Annotated in this window: 16 protein-coding genes and 1 pseudogene; 10 read left to right on the top strand and 7 right to left on the bottom strand. The window is 37.3% G+C overall.

Annotated features, from left to right (window positions below):
* The first annotated feature begins 45 nt into the window (after positions 1–45).
* The gene (locus tag BGM26_RS05640; protein ID WP_217038733.1) at positions 46–663 is read left to right on the top strand and encodes a LysE/ArgO family amino acid transporter; all 618 of its coding nucleotides are present in this window, start codon (positions 46–48) and stop codon (positions 661–663) included.
* 78 nt (positions 664–741) lie between these two features.
* Complete coding sequence (locus BGM26_RS05645; RefSeq protein ID WP_217038734.1) at positions 742–1,077, top strand: L,D-transpeptidase; 336 nt, start codon at positions 742–744, stop codon at positions 1,075–1,077.
* A gap of 232 nt (positions 1,078–1,309) precedes the next feature.
* On the opposite strand, the gene BGM26_RS05650 is transcribed toward BGM26_RS05645, so the two are convergent.
* The 3 genes from BGM26_RS05650 to BGM26_RS05660 all read right to left on the bottom strand — a co-directional run bounded on the left by BGM26_RS05650 (position 1,310) and on the right by BGM26_RS05660 (position 3,156).
* Positions 1,310–1,675 carry an ArsR/SmtB family transcription factor gene (locus BGM26_RS05650; protein ID WP_217038735.1) on the bottom strand — a complete coding sequence of 122 codons (366 nt, stop codon included), beginning with the start codon at positions 1,673–1,675 and terminating at the stop codon, positions 1,310–1,312.
* Positions 1,675–2,106, bottom strand: coding sequence for an SRPBCC family protein (locus BGM26_RS05655; RefSeq protein ID WP_254119050.1), 432 nt, complete (start codon positions 2,104–2,106; stop codon positions 1,675–1,677). Before BGM26_RS05655 ends, BGM26_RS05650 begins: the two co-directional genes overlap by 1 nt.
* A gap of 144 nt (positions 2,107–2,250) precedes the next feature.
* Entirely contained in the window at positions 2,251–3,156 is a 906-nt protein-coding gene (locus BGM26_RS05660; RefSeq protein WP_217038736.1) for a LysR family transcriptional regulator, read from the bottom strand.
* Positions 3,157–3,265: 109 nt separating this feature from the next.
* Here BGM26_RS05660 and BGM26_RS05665 point away from each other — a divergent pair, with 109 nt between their 5' ends.
* Together BGM26_RS05665 and BGM26_RS21405 are read left to right on the top strand one after the other, a co-directional pair.
* Complete coding sequence (locus tag BGM26_RS05665) at positions 3,266–4,153, top strand: DMT family transporter (RefSeq protein WP_217038737.1); 888 nt, start codon at positions 3,266–3,268, stop codon at positions 4,151–4,153.
* A gap of 162 nt (positions 4,154–4,315) precedes the next feature.
* Positions 4,316–4,414 (top strand): annotated as a pseudogene (locus BGM26_RS21405) (nitroreductase family protein); the annotation flags it as partial.
* A gap of 36 nt (positions 4,415–4,450) precedes the next feature.
* Here the strand turns inward: BGM26_RS21405 and BGM26_RS05670 are convergent.
* Both BGM26_RS05670 and BGM26_RS05675 read right to left on the bottom strand, forming a co-directional pair.
* A complete protein-coding gene (locus BGM26_RS05670) occupies positions 4,451–5,740 on the bottom strand; it encodes a glycosyl hydrolase family 18 protein (protein ID WP_217038738.1) in 1,290 nt (429 codons plus the stop codon).
* Between the two features lie 489 nt (positions 5,741–6,229).
* The gene (locus tag BGM26_RS05675; protein ID WP_217040663.1) at positions 6,230–6,769 is read right to left on the bottom strand and encodes a helix-turn-helix domain-containing protein; all 540 of its coding nucleotides are present in this window, start codon (positions 6,767–6,769) and stop codon (positions 6,230–6,232) included.
* A gap of 272 nt (positions 6,770–7,041) precedes the next feature.
* On the opposite strand from BGM26_RS05675, the gene BGM26_RS05680 reads away from it, so the two are divergent.
* The 4 genes from BGM26_RS05680 (at position 7,042) to BGM26_RS05695 (ending at position 11,143) form a co-directional block, all read left to right on the top strand.
* Positions 7,042–7,824, top strand: coding sequence for a dioxygenase family protein (locus BGM26_RS05680; RefSeq protein WP_217038739.1), 783 nt, complete (start codon positions 7,042–7,044; stop codon positions 7,822–7,824).
* 59 nt (positions 7,825–7,883) lie between these two features.
* Positions 7,884–8,315 carry a DoxX family protein gene (locus BGM26_RS05685; RefSeq protein WP_217038740.1) on the top strand — a complete coding sequence of 144 codons (432 nt, stop codon included), beginning with the start codon at positions 7,884–7,886 and terminating at the stop codon, positions 8,313–8,315.
* 294 nt (positions 8,316–8,609) lie between these two features.
* Entirely contained in the window at positions 8,610–9,551 is a 942-nt protein-coding gene (locus BGM26_RS05690) for an MBL fold metallo-hydrolase (protein WP_217038741.1), read from the top strand.
* Between the two features lie 146 nt (positions 9,552–9,697).
* Complete coding sequence (locus tag BGM26_RS05695; RefSeq protein WP_217038742.1) at positions 9,698–11,143, top strand: GMC oxidoreductase; 1,446 nt, start codon at positions 9,698–9,700, stop codon at positions 11,141–11,143.
* A gap of 308 nt (positions 11,144–11,451) precedes the next feature.
* Here the strand turns inward: BGM26_RS05695 and BGM26_RS05700 are convergent, their stop codons facing one another.
* Positions 11,452–12,780 (bottom strand): aspartate aminotransferase family protein, encoded by a 1,329-nt coding sequence (locus BGM26_RS05700; protein ID WP_217038743.1) that lies wholly within the window; start codon positions 12,778–12,780, stop codon positions 11,452–11,454.
* Between the two features lie 12 nt (positions 12,781–12,792).
* On the bottom strand, positions 12,793–14,556 hold the full coding sequence (locus BGM26_RS05705; RefSeq protein WP_217038744.1) for a sigma 54-interacting transcriptional regulator: 1,764 nt from the start codon (positions 14,554–14,556) through the stop codon (positions 12,793–12,795).
* Between the two features lie 312 nt (positions 14,557–14,868).
* Here BGM26_RS05705 and BGM26_RS05710 point away from each other — a divergent pair, with 312 nt between their 5' ends.
* Together BGM26_RS05710 and BGM26_RS05715 are read left to right on the top strand one after the other, a co-directional pair.
* Positions 14,869–16,038, top strand: coding sequence for an amidohydrolase family protein (locus BGM26_RS05710; protein WP_254119053.1), 1,170 nt, complete (start codon positions 14,869–14,871; stop codon positions 16,036–16,038).
* Positions 16,035–17,399, top strand: a complete 1,365-nt coding sequence (locus BGM26_RS05715; RefSeq protein ID WP_217038746.1) for an APC family permease — start codon at positions 16,035–16,037, stop codon at positions 17,397–17,399. The genes BGM26_RS05710 and BGM26_RS05715 overlap by 4 nt, the downstream gene beginning before the upstream one ends.
* Positions 17,400–17,415 lie beyond the last annotated feature (16 nt).

Consider the following 17,415-nt stretch of genomic DNA (forward strand, 5'->3'; position numbering starts at 1 on the left):
TTGCAATTGAATGAAAGATGCTCTTATAAATGAGAGGGGAATATTATGATAGCAGCACTTCTTCACGGAATTGTATTAGCCTTTGGGTTAATTCTTCCTCTTGGTGCACAGAATGTGTTTGTCTTTAATCAAGGGGCTTCACAATCAAAGTTCAGGAGGGCAATTCCGGTTATTATTACAGCTTCACTCTGTGATACTTTACTTATTTTATTAGCAGTATTAGGCGTTTCAGTCATCGTGTTTACTGTTCCCGTATTGCAAACCGTAATCTTTTCTATTGGACTATTATTTTTACTTTATATGGGATGGGCGATTTGGAAAAGTGATCCAGCACCTTTAAATCAAAAGGAAGCAGCCATGCCGCCTAAAAAACAGATTATGTTTGCTTTATCAGTATCTTTGCTTAATCCGCATGCAATCCTTGACACAATTGGTGTAATCGGAACGAGCTCGCTTAGCTACACTGGTGCAGAAAAAGTAGCATTTACAGCCGCTTGTATTGTTATCTCATGGCTATGGTTTCTTAGTCTAGCTTTAGTTGGAAGGTTAGTAGGTAATTTTGATGCGAAAGGTAAATTTTTGAAAATCATTAATAAATTATCAGCATTAATTATATGGGTGGTAGCTATCTATATTGCAATTCAGCTATATAATATGTTTTAAAAACATTGCATATGATTTACGTTTGCTAATATTAATAACATAAGACACTTCTTACAATAATAAATTGGAGATGATCTTATGGTGAAATGGATTAAGGTTTCGACATCACGTCATCAATTAACACTTTTTGATGACAATAAAATAATAAAAGTGTACCCAGTTGCAATTGGAAAAATATTGACCCCAACTCCCTCGGGAACCTACACAATTATTAATAAACAGCCTAATCCCGGAGGACCTTTCGGAGTGCTCTGGATGGGTTTATCAAAGCCTCATTACGGAATACATGGCACAAATAAGCCTTCATCCATTGGAAAAAATGTATCACACGGATGCATTCGAATGTACAATCATGATGTTCTTGAATTATCATCCAAAGTTTCAATCGGAACTAGGGTTGTAATTAGTAAGTAAGCAAAAGTAAAAAGGAATTATATCCCAAAGTTAACACAGTGGAACTTGTCCCATTTGAATTTGGAAATCTAATTGATGTCTTTAAGCTCCATACGATTACAATAATTATTAAAGAACCCACCAAGTCACGCTACTTCCTAATGCTTGACATGGTGGGTTTTTGATACCTTGCTTCTCGCATGACTAATAAAGTCGATATAAACAACGCTCTTAAAGAGAATTCCATTCATTTCTATTTATTATCAATTTTCGGTTTAATTACTAAAAGGTCATTTTCTTTCGGGTTTTCGACTATATGTTTAAGCATTGATAACTTGTTATTCCAAAATTGTTCATAATAAGAAAGCCATTCTTTTAATTCTGTTAAGGGCTCAGGCATCAGCCGATAACGTTTTTCTCTTCCTACCTTACGGCCATAGACTAATTCAGCTTCTGTAAGAATATGAAGATGTTTTGCAATGGCTGTCCGACTTATCGAAAAATGGCTAGTTATTTCTGAAATCGGCAATTCTTTTTCAGCAAGTAATCGAAGTACCTGCCTGCGAGTAGGATCAGCAATTGCTTGAAATACATCATGCTTTTGTGCTGATGAGGACACTAGTTCTCAACAACCTTGCGTAGTTTTTCATTAATTCCTGCCCATCCTTGATCCATTCGGTCACGAATAATTGAACTTTTCTCGTTTGCTTTCGGCAGGATGTCATCCGGATTTTTCCATCCGCCATGAATAAGAGTAAACTCAGTCCTGTCATCTAACTCTTTTAAGATAAAAGAAACGATCCAACCATCTTCATCCCATGTAAAGGATAGTTTATTAGGGGGATCCAATTCCGTTACTTTGCAAGGAGAGGGACCGAATGGTGACTGTAAATGGAACTCATGTCCTATTTGTGGCTGAAAATCATTGGGCATGAACCATGATGCAATGCCTTCTGATGTAGAAACTACATCCCATACTTTTTGAATAGGTGCATTAAAAATTACGGTCTGCTTAATATCTTGAAGTCTATTTTCATTATTCACTTTCATAGGTAATTCTCCTTCATTGTAAAATATAAAACTATTTGGTTTCACTTCGGATTATATAAAACCAAATGGTTTCATGTCAAGGTCATTCTAACCGTTTTTCGATAAAGATACTCTCCAAGAAGACTAATTCCTTTTGGACATGTTTCATGTGAAAGGAAGTTTGTACCTATCAGGAGATGGGTATTGATTACAAAAGTTCTGAACATATGCTAGAAATTTTTTGTTAGCAGGAGATATATTTTTCATGGAATTGACAGCAATTCCGAGAGAGCGGAAAGTGGGCTTATCCAACTCTTTTATATGGATATTACGTTGCTGTCCTCGAAGAACGAGTTCAGGAAGGATACTGATTCCAAGCCCCATTTCGACCATTGCCATAATGGCATAGTCATCACCCGCGGTAAATTTAATATCCGGTTTGATCGCTGCATTTGTCAGAACGCGGTTGATATCGTCATCTGACCCTTTACGCGGCATGATAAAGGGCTCATCCTTAATCTCAGATAATTGAATAACACGACGGGAGCTTAAAGGATGCTCTGGAGGCAGTAAAATGAGCATTTGATCTTGCTGTAACGGGATTACATCAATTTTATCCCGAGTAGGGAGTGTAACAAACCCACAATCAATCTCACCTTTAATAATCCATTCCTCAATCTGTCGATAATCCCCTTCGACTAAATGGATTTCAATTCTCGGAAATTCCTGTTGAAAACGCTTGATGATCCCAGGCAGCCAATGTACAGATACGCTTGTAAAGGTTCCAATATGAATTGTACCGATCTCAATTCCATGAATAGCGGCAACTTCCTGTTCTAAATGCTCATTCCATTTTAATACTTCCCGTATGGTTCCCAAGACTTGTTCTCCATTTTTGGTCAACTTAATTCCAGAGCGCCCCCGAATGATTAGCAAGAAACCAAATTCCTCTTCCAAGCTGTTGATTATATGACTAACCCCCGATTGTGTATATCCAAGTACTTCTGCTGCTTTTGAAAGACTGCCATGTTTCACTACATTCATCAATACTTTGTATTTGCTGATACTCATATCTAACCTCTCTTTGTATTAGTTTTACTCATATTTGGTATAAAAAACATTCGTTTTACTTGTATTTGTAAGCTTAGTATACTGAATTTACTGAAAGGTGGGAAGTTAGATGAATGCATTCAAGGCTGATTTAATGATGCTTTTTGTTACTATCTTTTGGGGTTCATCTTATCTTTTTATGAAGATAGGACTGGATACTCTTTCTGAATTCAACTTAATTGCCCTCCGATTTGGATTGGCTTTTCTTCTGGCAGCAGCTTTATTTCATCGGCGCCTGCAGCTGGTGGATCGAGAAACATTGAAATTTAGCATACTTTTGGGGTTTATCTTGTTTCTTGTTTTTACAACGATCACGTATGGTTTAAAGACAACGACTACTTCTAATGCGGGGTTTTTGGTCAGCTTAACGGTTATCTTTGTCCCTCTCCTAAACTCCTTTGTTTTCAAAAGTAAAATAGATCCTAAACTGATGCTTAGTATATTATTGGCTCTAACAGGCATTGCATTTCTTACCATTCAGCTGCCATTCCGTTTTGTGCAAGGCGATCTATTATGTATCATGACGGCTTTCTTTTACGCTTTACATATTATCGTAGTAGAGCGCGCAGCCCAAAAAGTAGATTCCTTAAATCTGGGGATTATCCAGTTAGGAGTTGTAGGTTTGTTGGGATTCGTTTTTTCCTTGATTTTTGAAACACCTGTTTTGCCATCTACTACAGAAGGCTGGGTCTCAATCCTTATGCTTAGCATTTTGTGTAGTGCCATAGGTTTCATATTCCAAACTGTTGCCCAAAAATATACGTCTTCAACAAGAACAGGGCTCATCTTTTCCTTGGAGCCTGTATTTGCAGCTCTATTCGGGTTTTTATTTATACAAGAAATGATGTCCGGAAAAGAAATTTTTGGTGCTTCTCTTGTCCTTTTTAGCATTGTTTTCACGACCATTAAATGGGACAAACAAATCATAATCGCTAAAAAGAGAAGCATAGGTAGTTGAAAATACTTTACTGTAGGAGATTAGATTAAGAATGTATTAATTAAATAGAAAGTCTGAAAAAGGCATTTGAGGTGTAATAATATGGAAACATTTGCTAGGTCGTTAGAGTAAGGCGATCTGCAAGTAATTTTTCAGAAAATATTCTAATGACCAAAATAGATTGAACCAGTATTAATGGTTGCTCTCGGTAAGGAAAAAGTACAAAGCAGAAAACCAAGAGGTTACCGTAAACCAGTAGACGAATTTGTTACATATGTTTAAATGATCATGTTACACTTTATTAAAAAAGCTGGTTTCCTATTCTACAGGAAACCAGCTTTTTGGGTTATTGAATATTTTTATTGGGATAATAAATTCTCTTACTAAGAAACCTGATTGCGGAAAATGTAAACCTAATTGCCAGGCTCCCATCCCTCTTAAACGATAGTTAACCATTAGTTGAAGTTTTTGAGCACGTGCTTGCACATCTTCGAACCATACAATATGTCGTTTCCCCGATTCATCCCGATATTGATAAAAAGGCTGCTCGTAATCTGTAGAATAATGGATAGGGACTTGATACTTTATAGCCGTTTCTATTGCAGTTTCAACAGAAACGGCTCGAGCACTATTTACCATTCCATTAGACATTGTCCAGTCGTATCCGTAGCGCGGAACACCGAGGATAATTTTGTCTCCTCTCATATGACAAAGAGCATACTCGATCGTTTGTCTTACCTCGTTAATCGGAGCAACAGGGCCTGGTGGACTGCTTGGTTCGTGCCAGTCATAAGCCATAATAAAGACAATATCAACCGCTGCTCCAATTCCACTGTAATCATACCCTTTTAACCAAGGAATATCGTCACTTGTTTTAGCTGGTACCGCTACGGATGTATAATATCCTTCAGGCCTCAATCGCTCACTTAACGAACATAAAAAGCCACTAAACAAATCCCTTTCCTTTTCACTGACCCGTTCAAAATCAATATTCACTCCAGCATAGTTTTTAGTTTTGACAAGGTTGTAAATATTATTAATTACTTTCTCTCTAATTTCAGGGTCATTTAATACTCGTTTCGTTAATTCTGGACTAAATCCTTTCGGGGTCAAATTTGTAATAACGGCAAGGGGTGCTACATTATTCTCTCTAACAATCCTAATAAGTTGCTGATCATCTAAAGTGCTCAAACTTCCATCTTCAAGAACATGATATTCGAAAATTCCAAAAAAAGTATTGATCGGTGCGTTGGTCTGGACATTTATTTGATTAGTTTCGGGAGTAGAAGGTGTTATATAACTAAAACCTTCTGCTATATACTTAAGTCGAGGAGGCAAACATAGCCTCATTCCAATAATTAATATATCTGATAGCAATCCGTTACATCGGCAAATGGTGTCAACTGAAGTTAAACTCATCCGAGAGATGGAATTTAGTGAATCCCCAGGCTGAACAATGTATATATTCGTTGGAATGAGGAGATTTTGTCCTGGTACTAATCTATCTGTTTTTAATCCATTTATGATGCGTATACTATCAATAGAGACTTGATATTTTGTTGCAATCGAAAAAACAGAATCACTCATTTTAACGACATAAATAAACATAGGTCCCCTCTTTTCAAATGTTAGTATTAGTTTAAATATATGCAATTGTTTTTATTGAATGTCGGAAATTAATTAGAGTGAGGGAAATCAACAAGGTATCCTTTAAACAAATAAAACCTTGAAATTAGTTTCTTTGTCTTGCTTTAAGTGGAAGGATTGTAGGTAACTTTGATACCGAAGGAAAGTTTCTAAGAATGATTAATAAAATATCAGCTGTAATTATTTGGTCAGTAGCCGTATACATTGCTATTAAACTGTACAATATGTTCTATATAAAATGCTAACTTCGAACACCATTAATAACAATTATTAAAATCACTTCAAAAGATTAATGAAGAGAAAGAGGAACGGATTTCGTTCCTCTTTTATCATTATATAGGGTAATAAACAAATTAAAAATTCATAAAGACATAAATGCACAGCGTCTTATGACAGACTTTCCCGAACAATAACAACATCATTTAGTTGCTTGAAATTCATAAGAGACAATTAAAAAATATCATTAAGTTCTGTATCTGAGTAGATAGAAATTAAAACGACGGCTTTACCATCGCCAATATTTTTAACGAAATGTGGCACACTGGCATTCCAACTGAAGGAATCTCCTTCTTCTATGACCACGGAATCTTCACCCTGTTCCGCAAGAACTTTTCCTTCCAAAACTAAATGGCATTCCTCCCCTTCGTGGGCATTTGCTTCTCCCATTGAAGCACCGGGAGGGAATTCCACACTCATCATTCTTAATCCTCCTTTGGATGTTAAATGTTCTATTTTCAAGTTATTATAAGTTGAGTATGTTCGCTCTTCCTTTCTAACAACCCGCATATGTTGTTTCTTTTCTAACAATAAATATGGTAGAGGAACCCCAAGGAAATTCGAAATGGTTTGCAGCGTATTTATGGATGGGGAAGTATTATTATTTTCGACATTGCTGATGAATCCTTTTGAAAGGCCAGTTTTCTCACACATTTGAGCAATCGTAATTTTTTTTCTTGTTCGTATCGCGCGAATTTTTGAGCCAATTTCCAAATTAATCACCTCTAAAGTTTCCTAATAAAAAACATAATTATATATTAGCAAAAAAAATGTTGACAATCTACCTTACGAATTGTTATCTTAAAAGTAACAAATATTCATATAGGAATACAGACTTGATGATTTAAGGATTATTTTTTTGTCTAATTGTATTCTTATATGAATCTTTTATCTCCATATGATAAAAAAGTAATTAGGATAGCTCAACATTTTTATAGAATACTAAGAGCTATAGGCTTAATTTAGAAGGGAAAGGAGCTTATAACATGATTCCATCACTTTTTATTGCTCATGGAGCGCCGCTAATTGCGATTGAGGATAATAAATATACGCAGTTTTTAAGCGACTTAGGCAATACTATGCCTAGACCAAAAGCCATTGTTTTGTTTTCTGCTCACTGGGAGTCAGCCGTTCAAAAAGTGAGCAATGTCCACGAGTATAAGACGATTTATGACTTTGGCGGATTTCCTGAAGCATTGTATCGCATTGAATATCCGGCAAAAGGGAATAACGATGTCTCAAAAGAAATTGAAGAATTGTTCACTAAACAAGGTATTTCTTTTGACGTTGAAACAAAACGTGGGTTAGATCATGGAGCCTGGGTTGTTCTCCGGCTGTTATACCCTAATGCTGATATTCCAGTCATTTCAATGTCAGTTAATCCGAATCTTTCTCCTGAAGAACAATATAAAATCGGAAAAGCCTTATCTGAATTAAGGGAAAAAGATATTTTAATTATAGGCAGCGGTGGAACGGTGCATAATCTTAGAGCTTTAAAGATGGGTGAAGGGGAAGGAGCAATCGATGGATGGGCACTAGATTTTGATGAATGGCTGGGACGACATTTGAAGAATTGGGATGTAGAATCGCTTTTTAAATACAATTCCTTGGCTCCGACTGCGGAATTAGCAGTACCTCCATATGGAAACGAGCACTTTATTCCCATTTTCTATGCAATGGGTGCAGCCGATAATGAACGAACAGCTAAATTATTGCACCGTAGCTATCGATATGGAAACCTTAGTCACAGTGTTTGGCAATTTGGTTGATTTTCGTTAAGAATTTTAAACAGTTAACATTATATAAATGATAAGTTGGAGGAATTATTATGACAAATAAATTCGAAGTAAGTACATTAATTTTACGTGTAGTTTTAGGAATTAGTTTCTTTATACATGGGCTAGCCAAATTTCAAGGCGGGATTGAAAATATCGTTGGTTGGTTCGATAGCATTGGTTTACCAGGGTTTTTGGCATATGGTGTAGCTTTAATTGAAGTTGTTGGCGGTATTGCACTAGTTATTGGTTTAGGGAGTAGAATTGCCGCTGGATTAATTGCTCTAGTAATGATTGGAGCTATAATAAAAGTAAAATTATCTATTAGTTTTTTAGGCAATGGCCAAATGGCGGGTTATGAATTAGATCTAGCTTTCTTGGCAATGGCTATAGCTATCGCCATAAATGGGAGCAGAATGTTTGCGATCGATCAATTATTTTTTAAAGGACAAAACAATAAGAGTGAAAACAGTAAAACAGTATAAAAAATCTTGCTACTGAAAAAATATATTAAAAATAGAGCACAACTTCAAAGTTGTGCTCTATTTTTAATATGCTCCTTTTACTAATCGCCTCCATTTTTTCGCAAAAACTAATTTCAATTCTAAATTAATCTATCTTTGTTGGAGGATATTTCAATTTAATCTAGAAGTTATTATAATTCTAATTGAATGACGGAAAATACTCATTGATATTAGACCATTTCCATAAAGATGATTTATCATCACTTCCTTAAATAAAATAAATGATTATCATATTATCGGAAGGAGTAGTCTTATTTGTTAAATGAAATTGGTGTCACTCAAGTGACAATTCCTTTGCCCTTTAGACTAAATCATGTTCATTGTTTTTTAGCGGAAGGAAGCAAAGGGTGGACAATTATGGATACCGGATTACATAGGGAAGAAACATCCGTAATTTGGAAACCTATCATTGAAAAACACCCCATCAAAGAGATCATTTTAACTCATTACCATCCAGATCATTATGGCTACGCTGGAGCATTGCAACAATTAACAGGCGCTGACGTTTGGATGACTGCAGTGGATGAAAATGCTGGGACATCGATTTGGGAGCCTGCTTCTATTGAAATTGTGCGTAAAAACTATCAAACTTGCGGGCTTTCAGATGAGAAAGCCAAGGAACTATCCCAGAATGAAGGAAGCTTTAACATAAAAGTAAAGCCTTACCCTAAAATAAATCACCATCTTGAAGAAGGTATGAATATTTTATTCGGTAAGTACGAATACGAAGTCATTTTTACCCCTGGACATTCAGACGGGTTAATTACTCTATTTAATACGGAGAACAGCATCCTTTTCTCAACGGATCATATTCTACCAAGAATAACTCCTAATATATCCTATTGGTTTCGAGGAATCAGCAATCCGCTTGAGGCGTTCTTTACTTCTTTAAAAAAAATTGAAAAATTAGATGCAGAATATGTCATTCCATCACATGGAGAACCATTCAGACATGCTAATCAGCGCATAAAGGAATTACTAGTGCATCACCATGAGCGCCTTAATGATGTTCTTGAATATATAAAAGATCCGGCAACCATCTATCAAGTTTCTACACTGCTTTTTAAGAAAAAATTAACCACACATGAAATGAGATTTGCCATTGGAGAAACGTTGGCGCATTTGGAGTATTTGTACCACAATGGGCAATGTAAAAAGTTTATGGAAAATGGGGTATGGTACTACGAAAGATCGTAAAATGCCATTTCAATAAGCTAAAACAAACTTCCATCAAAGGAACCTTTTCTAATTGAAAAGGTTCTTTCTTTGTGAAAAAAAGCACTCATATGAGATTAGCAGTAGTTATATATATAATTGAGAGTGAAGGGAAGGAAGTGACTTCTGTGGTGAAATATAAAAATAATTGGATTCCGACAAAAACGCTTCAACAAATGGAGAATACCAATTATGATGTCCTCATCGTTGGAAGTGGGCCTGGCGGGGGAGCAACTTTGTATCGATTGTGTGAACTTTGGAAAAATCAAGGTGCTAAAAAGATCGGTATCATTGAGAAAGGGGATAAATTATTTCATTCACACGCCCTTAACATTCCCACTATTAATGTAAACAGTGAACGAGATCAACTGCTTCCAGATAATTCAACCACAGTAGGCGATCGGTTACCTCAATTTTCAGGTGCCAGAATGGTATACGCACTTGGGGGAAGGTCATTGTTTTGGAACGCGGCGACTCCAAGACCCATTCGATCTGAACTTAATAAATGGCCCATTCATCCTAGAGAGTTAAATGTGTATTATGGGATGGCAGAAAAGGTTTTGCACGTTACAAGATCTTATGCTAAAGGGTCATCGATGCAGAATGTTCTATTAAAGCGACTTCATGGACATGGTATTCTAGAAGCAAACGATATGCCACTGGCTTTTGATATGACATGTTCCCATCAGGGAGAAGTCCATTCTAATCCATGGTTTAGTTCGATCAATACACTAGCGGCCGCCATGTATGATCGGCCATATGATCTTGCTGTCAACGCCAATGCATCTCGAGTGATTGTAGAGAATGGGAAGGTGGCAGGTGTCGAAGTGATTTCTCTAGATAAGAGAGCTCACACCATTCGGGCAAAAAATGTAGTAGTATCTGCTAGTACATTAGAGACTCCACGGTTATTACTAAGTTCTGGAATACAAGGATCTGCCATTGGACGTTATTTAACAGGACATGTGTCAATCATTGCTGTAGGAACAATAAGTCGAAATCAGTTCTCTGATAAACTTGGGAACCTGTCTATTTTGAAATTTGAGACAGATGAGGATCCTTATCAAATTCAGATTCTTGGTCCTGATCAATACTTTTCATACCAGCAATTTGAAGATAAGGTACTTCAAGATCAGCTAGGGATTGCCTACGCCTCGTTTGGAAGGGTTGAGCCTCGCGCTGAGAACAGAGTGTACCTTGATCCGTCTGCAAAAGATGAATTCGGTGTACCTTTATATCAAGTTCAGTATTCTTTAACCAACAAAGATCATCAAGTAGCTAACCAAGTTGCACAAGGAATTACCAAATCTGCCGCTGCAATGGGAGTGACACTAGATCCTTCTACCTTGACTCTACGACCACCTGGCGCAGATATGCATGAGGCTTCCACATGCAGAATGGGTGATGATCCTGCAACTTCAGCGACAAATCGTCACGGCCAAATCCACGGAGTTCAAGGTCTATATGTGGCCGATAATAGCGTTCTCCCTTCCCTAACTGCTGCTGGTCCGGTTCTATCTAACGTAGCTTTAGCAATAAGATTGGCGGATCATATTGTTCGGCAATCAGGATAGCAATTTTAAATTTATATTTTAGATAAATTCTTAATAATAGAAAGCCATTTGTAAACTGATCGTTTCAAAAGCATCGACCTGTTTATCTATCGACAAAAACAAGAATAAAAAGCTAAAAGAACAAGCCTACATTCTTTTAGCTTTTCTTAATATGAGACAGGATTATTTTGTATGTTACTGTTCCTCTACAAAAACACTTCCTCTGTATCGTTCCTTTAGATAAATAGGAACAGCTTTGCAAATGAATTTTAAAATACTGAATTAGTATTTAAGAAATTGATATTATAGGAATCGTTATTGAAAGTAGCCTACCAACCTGCATATTCCTTTACTAAATCAAGATTGATTTTTTGTTGCTCCAAGTCAGAAAAGGCTTGGTCAAAGATGGATATTGCTAAATCAATTTCGTTTTTCGTGATGGTAAGAGGTGGGGTAATTTCAATTACATTGCTGTGGATTCCTACATAAAAAACAAGCAGTCCTAATTCATAGCAACGATAGCAGATTGCAGCTGTTTTTTCAGCGGCGGGAATTCTTGTCTCTCTGTTTTCCACTAATTCTACGCCAATAGCTAGCCCTTTTCCTCTTATATCCCCAATCAACTCATACTTTTCCTGGAGCTCTTTTAAAAGGCCCATGAAATAGTCTCCATTAACTCTAGCATTCTCAATCAGTTTTTCGTCCTCAATGATCTGTAAATTTTCTAAGGAAGCAGCGCTACAAACGGGGTTGCCGCTCATCGTAAACATATGAATTCCTGTACCTACATCTAATATTTCTTTTCTTGCAATAACGGAGCTAATTGGCAATCCGCCGCCAAGTGATTTCCCAAGTACAACTGCATCTGGGACAACATCACTATGATCAAAGGAAAACCACTTTCCGGTCCTTCCCAAGCCAACTTTAACTTCATCAAAGATTAGATTAATATCATAACGTCTACAAAGTTCCTGAAGTCGCGGCAAAAAATCGTCGGGTGGAACGATGAGGCCTCCATCGCTTTGAATTCCTTCGATAATTATTCCGGCAGTATCTTCTGGTGGACAGATGGTTTTAAACACTTCCTGCTCTAAGTATTCAATGACCTGATCTGATAACCGGTCAGTTTTCCCAAATGGTGGCCGATACGGATTTGGATAAGGAATTTTAACAACATTACCACTCCCAATAAATCCCGATTGCGCCGGATGTCCAGAAAGAGAAAGTGATCCCATTGTCTGTCCATGGTAGGAACCCATGAAGGAAATCATTCTAGCCCGCTTTTTTTCAAGAGGGACTAGCTTTGCGATACAATCATTCGCATCAGAACCTGAATGACCAAACCAGACCTTTTTAGGGAAATCACCAGGTGTTATCTCAATAAGTTTCTGAGCAAGCGAAACCATCGTCGGCTCAGGTGCTGAAAGCTGGGATGTAAACGATAAGGTATCGTACTTCTCCTTGATCTTATGACTGATTCTTGAATGACCATACCCGATATTTGCAACAGCCCAACCTGCCGCTAAATCCAAATATTCTTTTCCAGACTGGTCTTTAATTCGTGTTCCATTGGCCGTTTTTACAGAAATCGGGTAAAAGCGTATCTTTAAACTGTCGGCTATCACGCTGTCCTCGGTACTTAGAAATGAACGATTCAAAACATCTCCCCCTTAAGAGTAAATCTGATATTTTTTTAGCTTGTAATTGAGGTTTTGTCTCGAAATTCCAAGCTGTTCACCAGCTTTTGTAATATTGCCATTCGTGCTCTTCATTGCCTGCTCAATCATGATGCGTTCAAGCCTTTCTATCTGCTCCGGTAGACTTCCAGAATATTGTAATGATTGTTCGGAAGATATCGAGTTTTCTTGCTGCTGTATTTTATTTTTGAAAACGGGTGGTAGGTGATCATAGCCGATCATGGATTCATCATAAACAAGGTTTAGACAGCCCTCAATCACATGCTCTAACTGACGAACATTGCCAGGCCAATGATAGTTCATAAAAAATTTAAAAATATCAGACTCTAGGCCTTCTACGGTAACATCCAATAGCTCTGCATGTTTATCAATAAAGTGTTCAATTAATACCCGAATATCATCTTTACGACTCCTAAGTGGAGGAATCACCAGATTTACTACGCCAAGTCGATAATATAAATCCTCACGAAGTCTATCATTTGATATTGCTTCTAACGGTTCCTCATTGATCGTAGCAATTACTCTAACATCAATATCAATGACTTTTGTCGAACCAAGCCGCTGTACCTTGCGTTCTTGCAAAACCCGTAATAGCTTTGCCTGTAAGCCTGTACCCATTGAATTAACCTCATCAAGCATGAGGGTCCCATTATGAGCTTGTTCGAACAACCCAGGCCGATCAATAGCGCCGGTGAAGCTGCCAGCAGTGGTGCCAAATAACAGGCTTTCGAGTAAAGATTCGGGAAGAGCAGCGCAATTTTGTGCAATGAATGGTTTGTTTTTTCTCGGACTTTCATTATGAATACTTTGGGCAAATAGCTCCTTCCCAGTACCCGTTTCACCTACTATTAAAATATTTGATTTAGATCTAGCTGATCGCCGAGCTTGTTCAACAGATTGGGCCATCTCTCTGCTGGAAAAAACAATATTTTCAAATTGAAATCGAGTATTATTTTTCCGTGAAAGTAGGGGACTTAGTGGTTCTGAATTTCCCTTACCTTGTTTTTGCAATTGCATGATCGTTTCTGATAACTGCTTTTGTTCAGTAATATCCTTTGAAATTTCCATGGCTCCCGCTGTGTTATCATCTAAAATTAACGGGACAGTTCGAGTTAGTGAAGTAATAGCTTTTCCATGGGAAGAAAACTTTGTTTCCCTATGGTTGAGCGTACGTCTTGTCCGCAGTGATGTTAGCAGGGTGCTTGTGTTTTCATCAACGTTCCAAACATCATGAACCCTTTTATTTCTAATTGTTTCCGGTTCTAATGTATCAAGTTCACCAGCTTTGCGATTATAAAAAAGAATGGTCCCATGCTCGTCAATCACACATATGCCCTCATTTAGGTTATCAAGGATTAAATCGAATAATTGCTTTGTATTATTAAGTCTTTGAATTTGATGATGAAGCTGCTGGGTTTGTGATAAATCCTTTAGGATGAGAAGGTAAGCCCCACTAGAATTTTCAGTTGTTATAAAGGAAATATTTGCGACTAATTGCTTTGTGCCTATTGAAACTGCAACCCCAGTTTTCTCTTTTTTTTGCAAACTCTTTCTAAAATCCTCAGATGGAATCAATTCATAAATAGAAGAGCCTGTAAGGGTAGAGGGACTTCCCAAAAATAAACGGCTGGCAGGCCGATTCAATGTAAGAATGTTCCCCCCTTCGCTGAGAAGAATCATACAGTCAAACGAATAGTTCCAGACTTCTATTAATGAAAGATATGTGATCTCCTTCATATAATCAGCTTCCTTTATTGAAAAATAATTAACGAAAAAAATTTGTCGGTAAAATAAATATATATCATTCCTCGAAATATTATCATAATTTTGTATATATTGAAAATAATATTTATTAATTATAATAAGCGCAAAAAAACAACCGAAAATATTTTTGCGATCGTAATTTTTTTTGCGTTTTCTACTTTGCGAAAGAAGAAAATATTGTTCATTCAAGCTTAAAGTAATGGCTTGTTAGACTTTTGTGTATATTCTGAAAAGATGGCACAAAAATTGCTTGTAGAAATAAATAAAGATAAAAGGAGAGATTTGATGAAGATATCATTAAAAGAAATTCAGGCCATTGATGTTCATGCACACCCTTACTTAGCAAATCCAGAGCCATATACTCCAGAAGAGTTTGTCAGGAAATTATCTCTGTCAGTCATTCCGAACCAAATGCCACCAAATTATAAGCGATTAAACAAACAGCCATTCCCAGGAAGTAATATGTGGGTTCAAATCCTCATTCAGCGTATGGCAAAATATTTTTCCTGTGAGTCAACACTTGAGGCGGTAGTTGAGCATCGTAATACAATGGCAGGAGATTTTAGAAAATATACACGTGAACTTTTTTCCGATGCGAAGATTACAGGATTGGTAGGTGATTTCGGGTATCCTCAGCCCCCGCTAAGTAAAGAAGAATATGCTGATTTGTGCGGTGCGCGAATCTGGGAGATTTATCGCATAGAACCTGTCATGGTCCAATTAAGTCAAGAAAGTCAAACCTTTGCTGAATTTAGTGAAAAATATCGTGAAGATCTAGCTAAGGCGTTGAAAAAAGAAGAAATTGTGGGGCTAAAATCAATCATTGCTTATCGAAGCGGACTAGAGATCACTCCAATCAACGAAAAGTTGGCTTTAACAGAGTATGAAGAGTTTAAACATAATAGCCGTGCTAAAGTAAAAAATCTTCGTGATTATTGTCTTCATATAGCGATGGAGGAATGTACAAATGCAGAAAAAGTAATGCATATACATACTGGCATCGGTGATGGCGAAGTAATTCTTCCGAAGGCAAGCCCAAGTTTTTTATTGGATATGCTCAGAGATGAAAAATATGAAAATACGAAAGTCCATCTTGTCCACGGCGGTTATCCATGGGTGGAAGAGGCAGCATTCATTGTCAGTATTCTTCCGAATGTATACATGGATATATCATTACAAAACCCTTTCAGCGGGCATGGTGTAAAACGTATTTTATCCCAAGTGTTTGAATTCGCACCGTTCGATAAGGTGATGTACGGTTCTGATGCATTTACAGTGCCGGAAATGAACTGGCTTGGCGTCCATTTATTTAAAGAATGTTTTGAGGATGTACTAAATTCTTGGATCGATTCAGATTATATGGATCCTGAAACAGCCCAGGCAATTGGAGAAATGGTTCTTTACCGTAATTTCGAAAATGTTTATCAGAATCAATTAAAGGGGGCAAAAGTATGAGTAATTTTAACCAATTAGAGCTAAATCCTCAAAGGAAGCTCGGATTTTGGGCGATCTGGGCTCTAGGTGTTGGGGCAGTTATCGGAGATGGGATATTTCTTCTCATGGGCCAAGGGATTGCAACAGCAGGACCTGGTGCCATTCTTGCCTATGGAGTAGCAGGATTTTCGCAATTATTTTTGATGATTGCATTGGGCGAGTTAGCAGTAGGCATGCCAAATGCTGGAGCAATGTCACATTGGGTCGATCGCTTTATGGGTAAATGGTGGGGATTTTTAGCTGGATTTACCTTTGCAATCGGATGGGTGATTGCTGGCGGAAGTGTCGGACTTGCTTTAGGTAAACTAACAATGTGGTTTTTCCCACAACTTCAAGGCGATTTGTGGCCTGTGTTTTTTTCCATTCTGTTCATATCAATTTTTGCCATATTAAATATTCTTGGGACCGAGATTGCAGCTAAGACACAGCTAATTCTTGTTATCATAATGACACTAGTAATGGCACTTTTCTCACTTATTGGATTAAAGGATATAGACTTTAATAATTTCACACCATTTCTCCCACATGGGATTGATGGTTTTTGGGCAGCTGTTCCTTTAGGGACGTATGCCTATTTAGGGGCAGTTACACTAGCAACTGCTGGTGGTGAAGTTAAAAATCCAAAAGACCTTCCAAAAGCGTTAATATGGTCAAGTATTACGTTTATCGTTCTATATTCAGCTGCTCAGATTGTGTTACAAGGTTTAATTCCATGGGATCAAATCACGATGGATAGTTCACCATTCACAGTTGCAGCGGAAATGGTATTTGGTATTGCTGGTGCGTACATTATGAATATGACTGCATGGATTGCAGCTGCTACTTGTATTTTGATGGGAACTTTATATGCTTCTTCCCGTATCTTTTACGCGCAAGCTAAAAGCGGTTATCTGCCTTCGTTCTTCGGATATCTCCATCCAAAAACAGGAACGCCTGTATATGGGATTTTAGTTGTTTGGGCTCTTTCTGTTGGATTAGTCATTTTGGGTTCTGTAAATCCTGATTTCCTTTACGTCGAGTTATCAAACCAACTTGTGTTGGCTTGGTTAGTTTCTTGGACCTTAGCTTTAATTGCCGGAATCCTTTATCGAAAAAATAATATGCAAGAAATTCAGCAATTACCATGGAAACAGCCGCTTTATCCATTGTTCCCAATTCTCGGATTTGTAGGAATCGGAATTGTATTTTACGGAAGTTTTGTAGGTTCACCAATGACACTTGTCCGCGGAATTATTTGGATGGGAATCATTTATGTTTTGTTTAGCATTTTCAATAAGTCTAAAAAGATAGTAAACACAACAGGGAAAGAAAAATCACTGTAAAGGAGGATATTTAAGG

Source organism: Bacillus sp. FJAT-29790 (assembly GCF_019039215.1).
In the GTDB taxonomy this organism is placed as follows: Bacteria; Bacillota; Bacilli; order Bacillales; family Cytobacillaceae; genus Cytobacillus.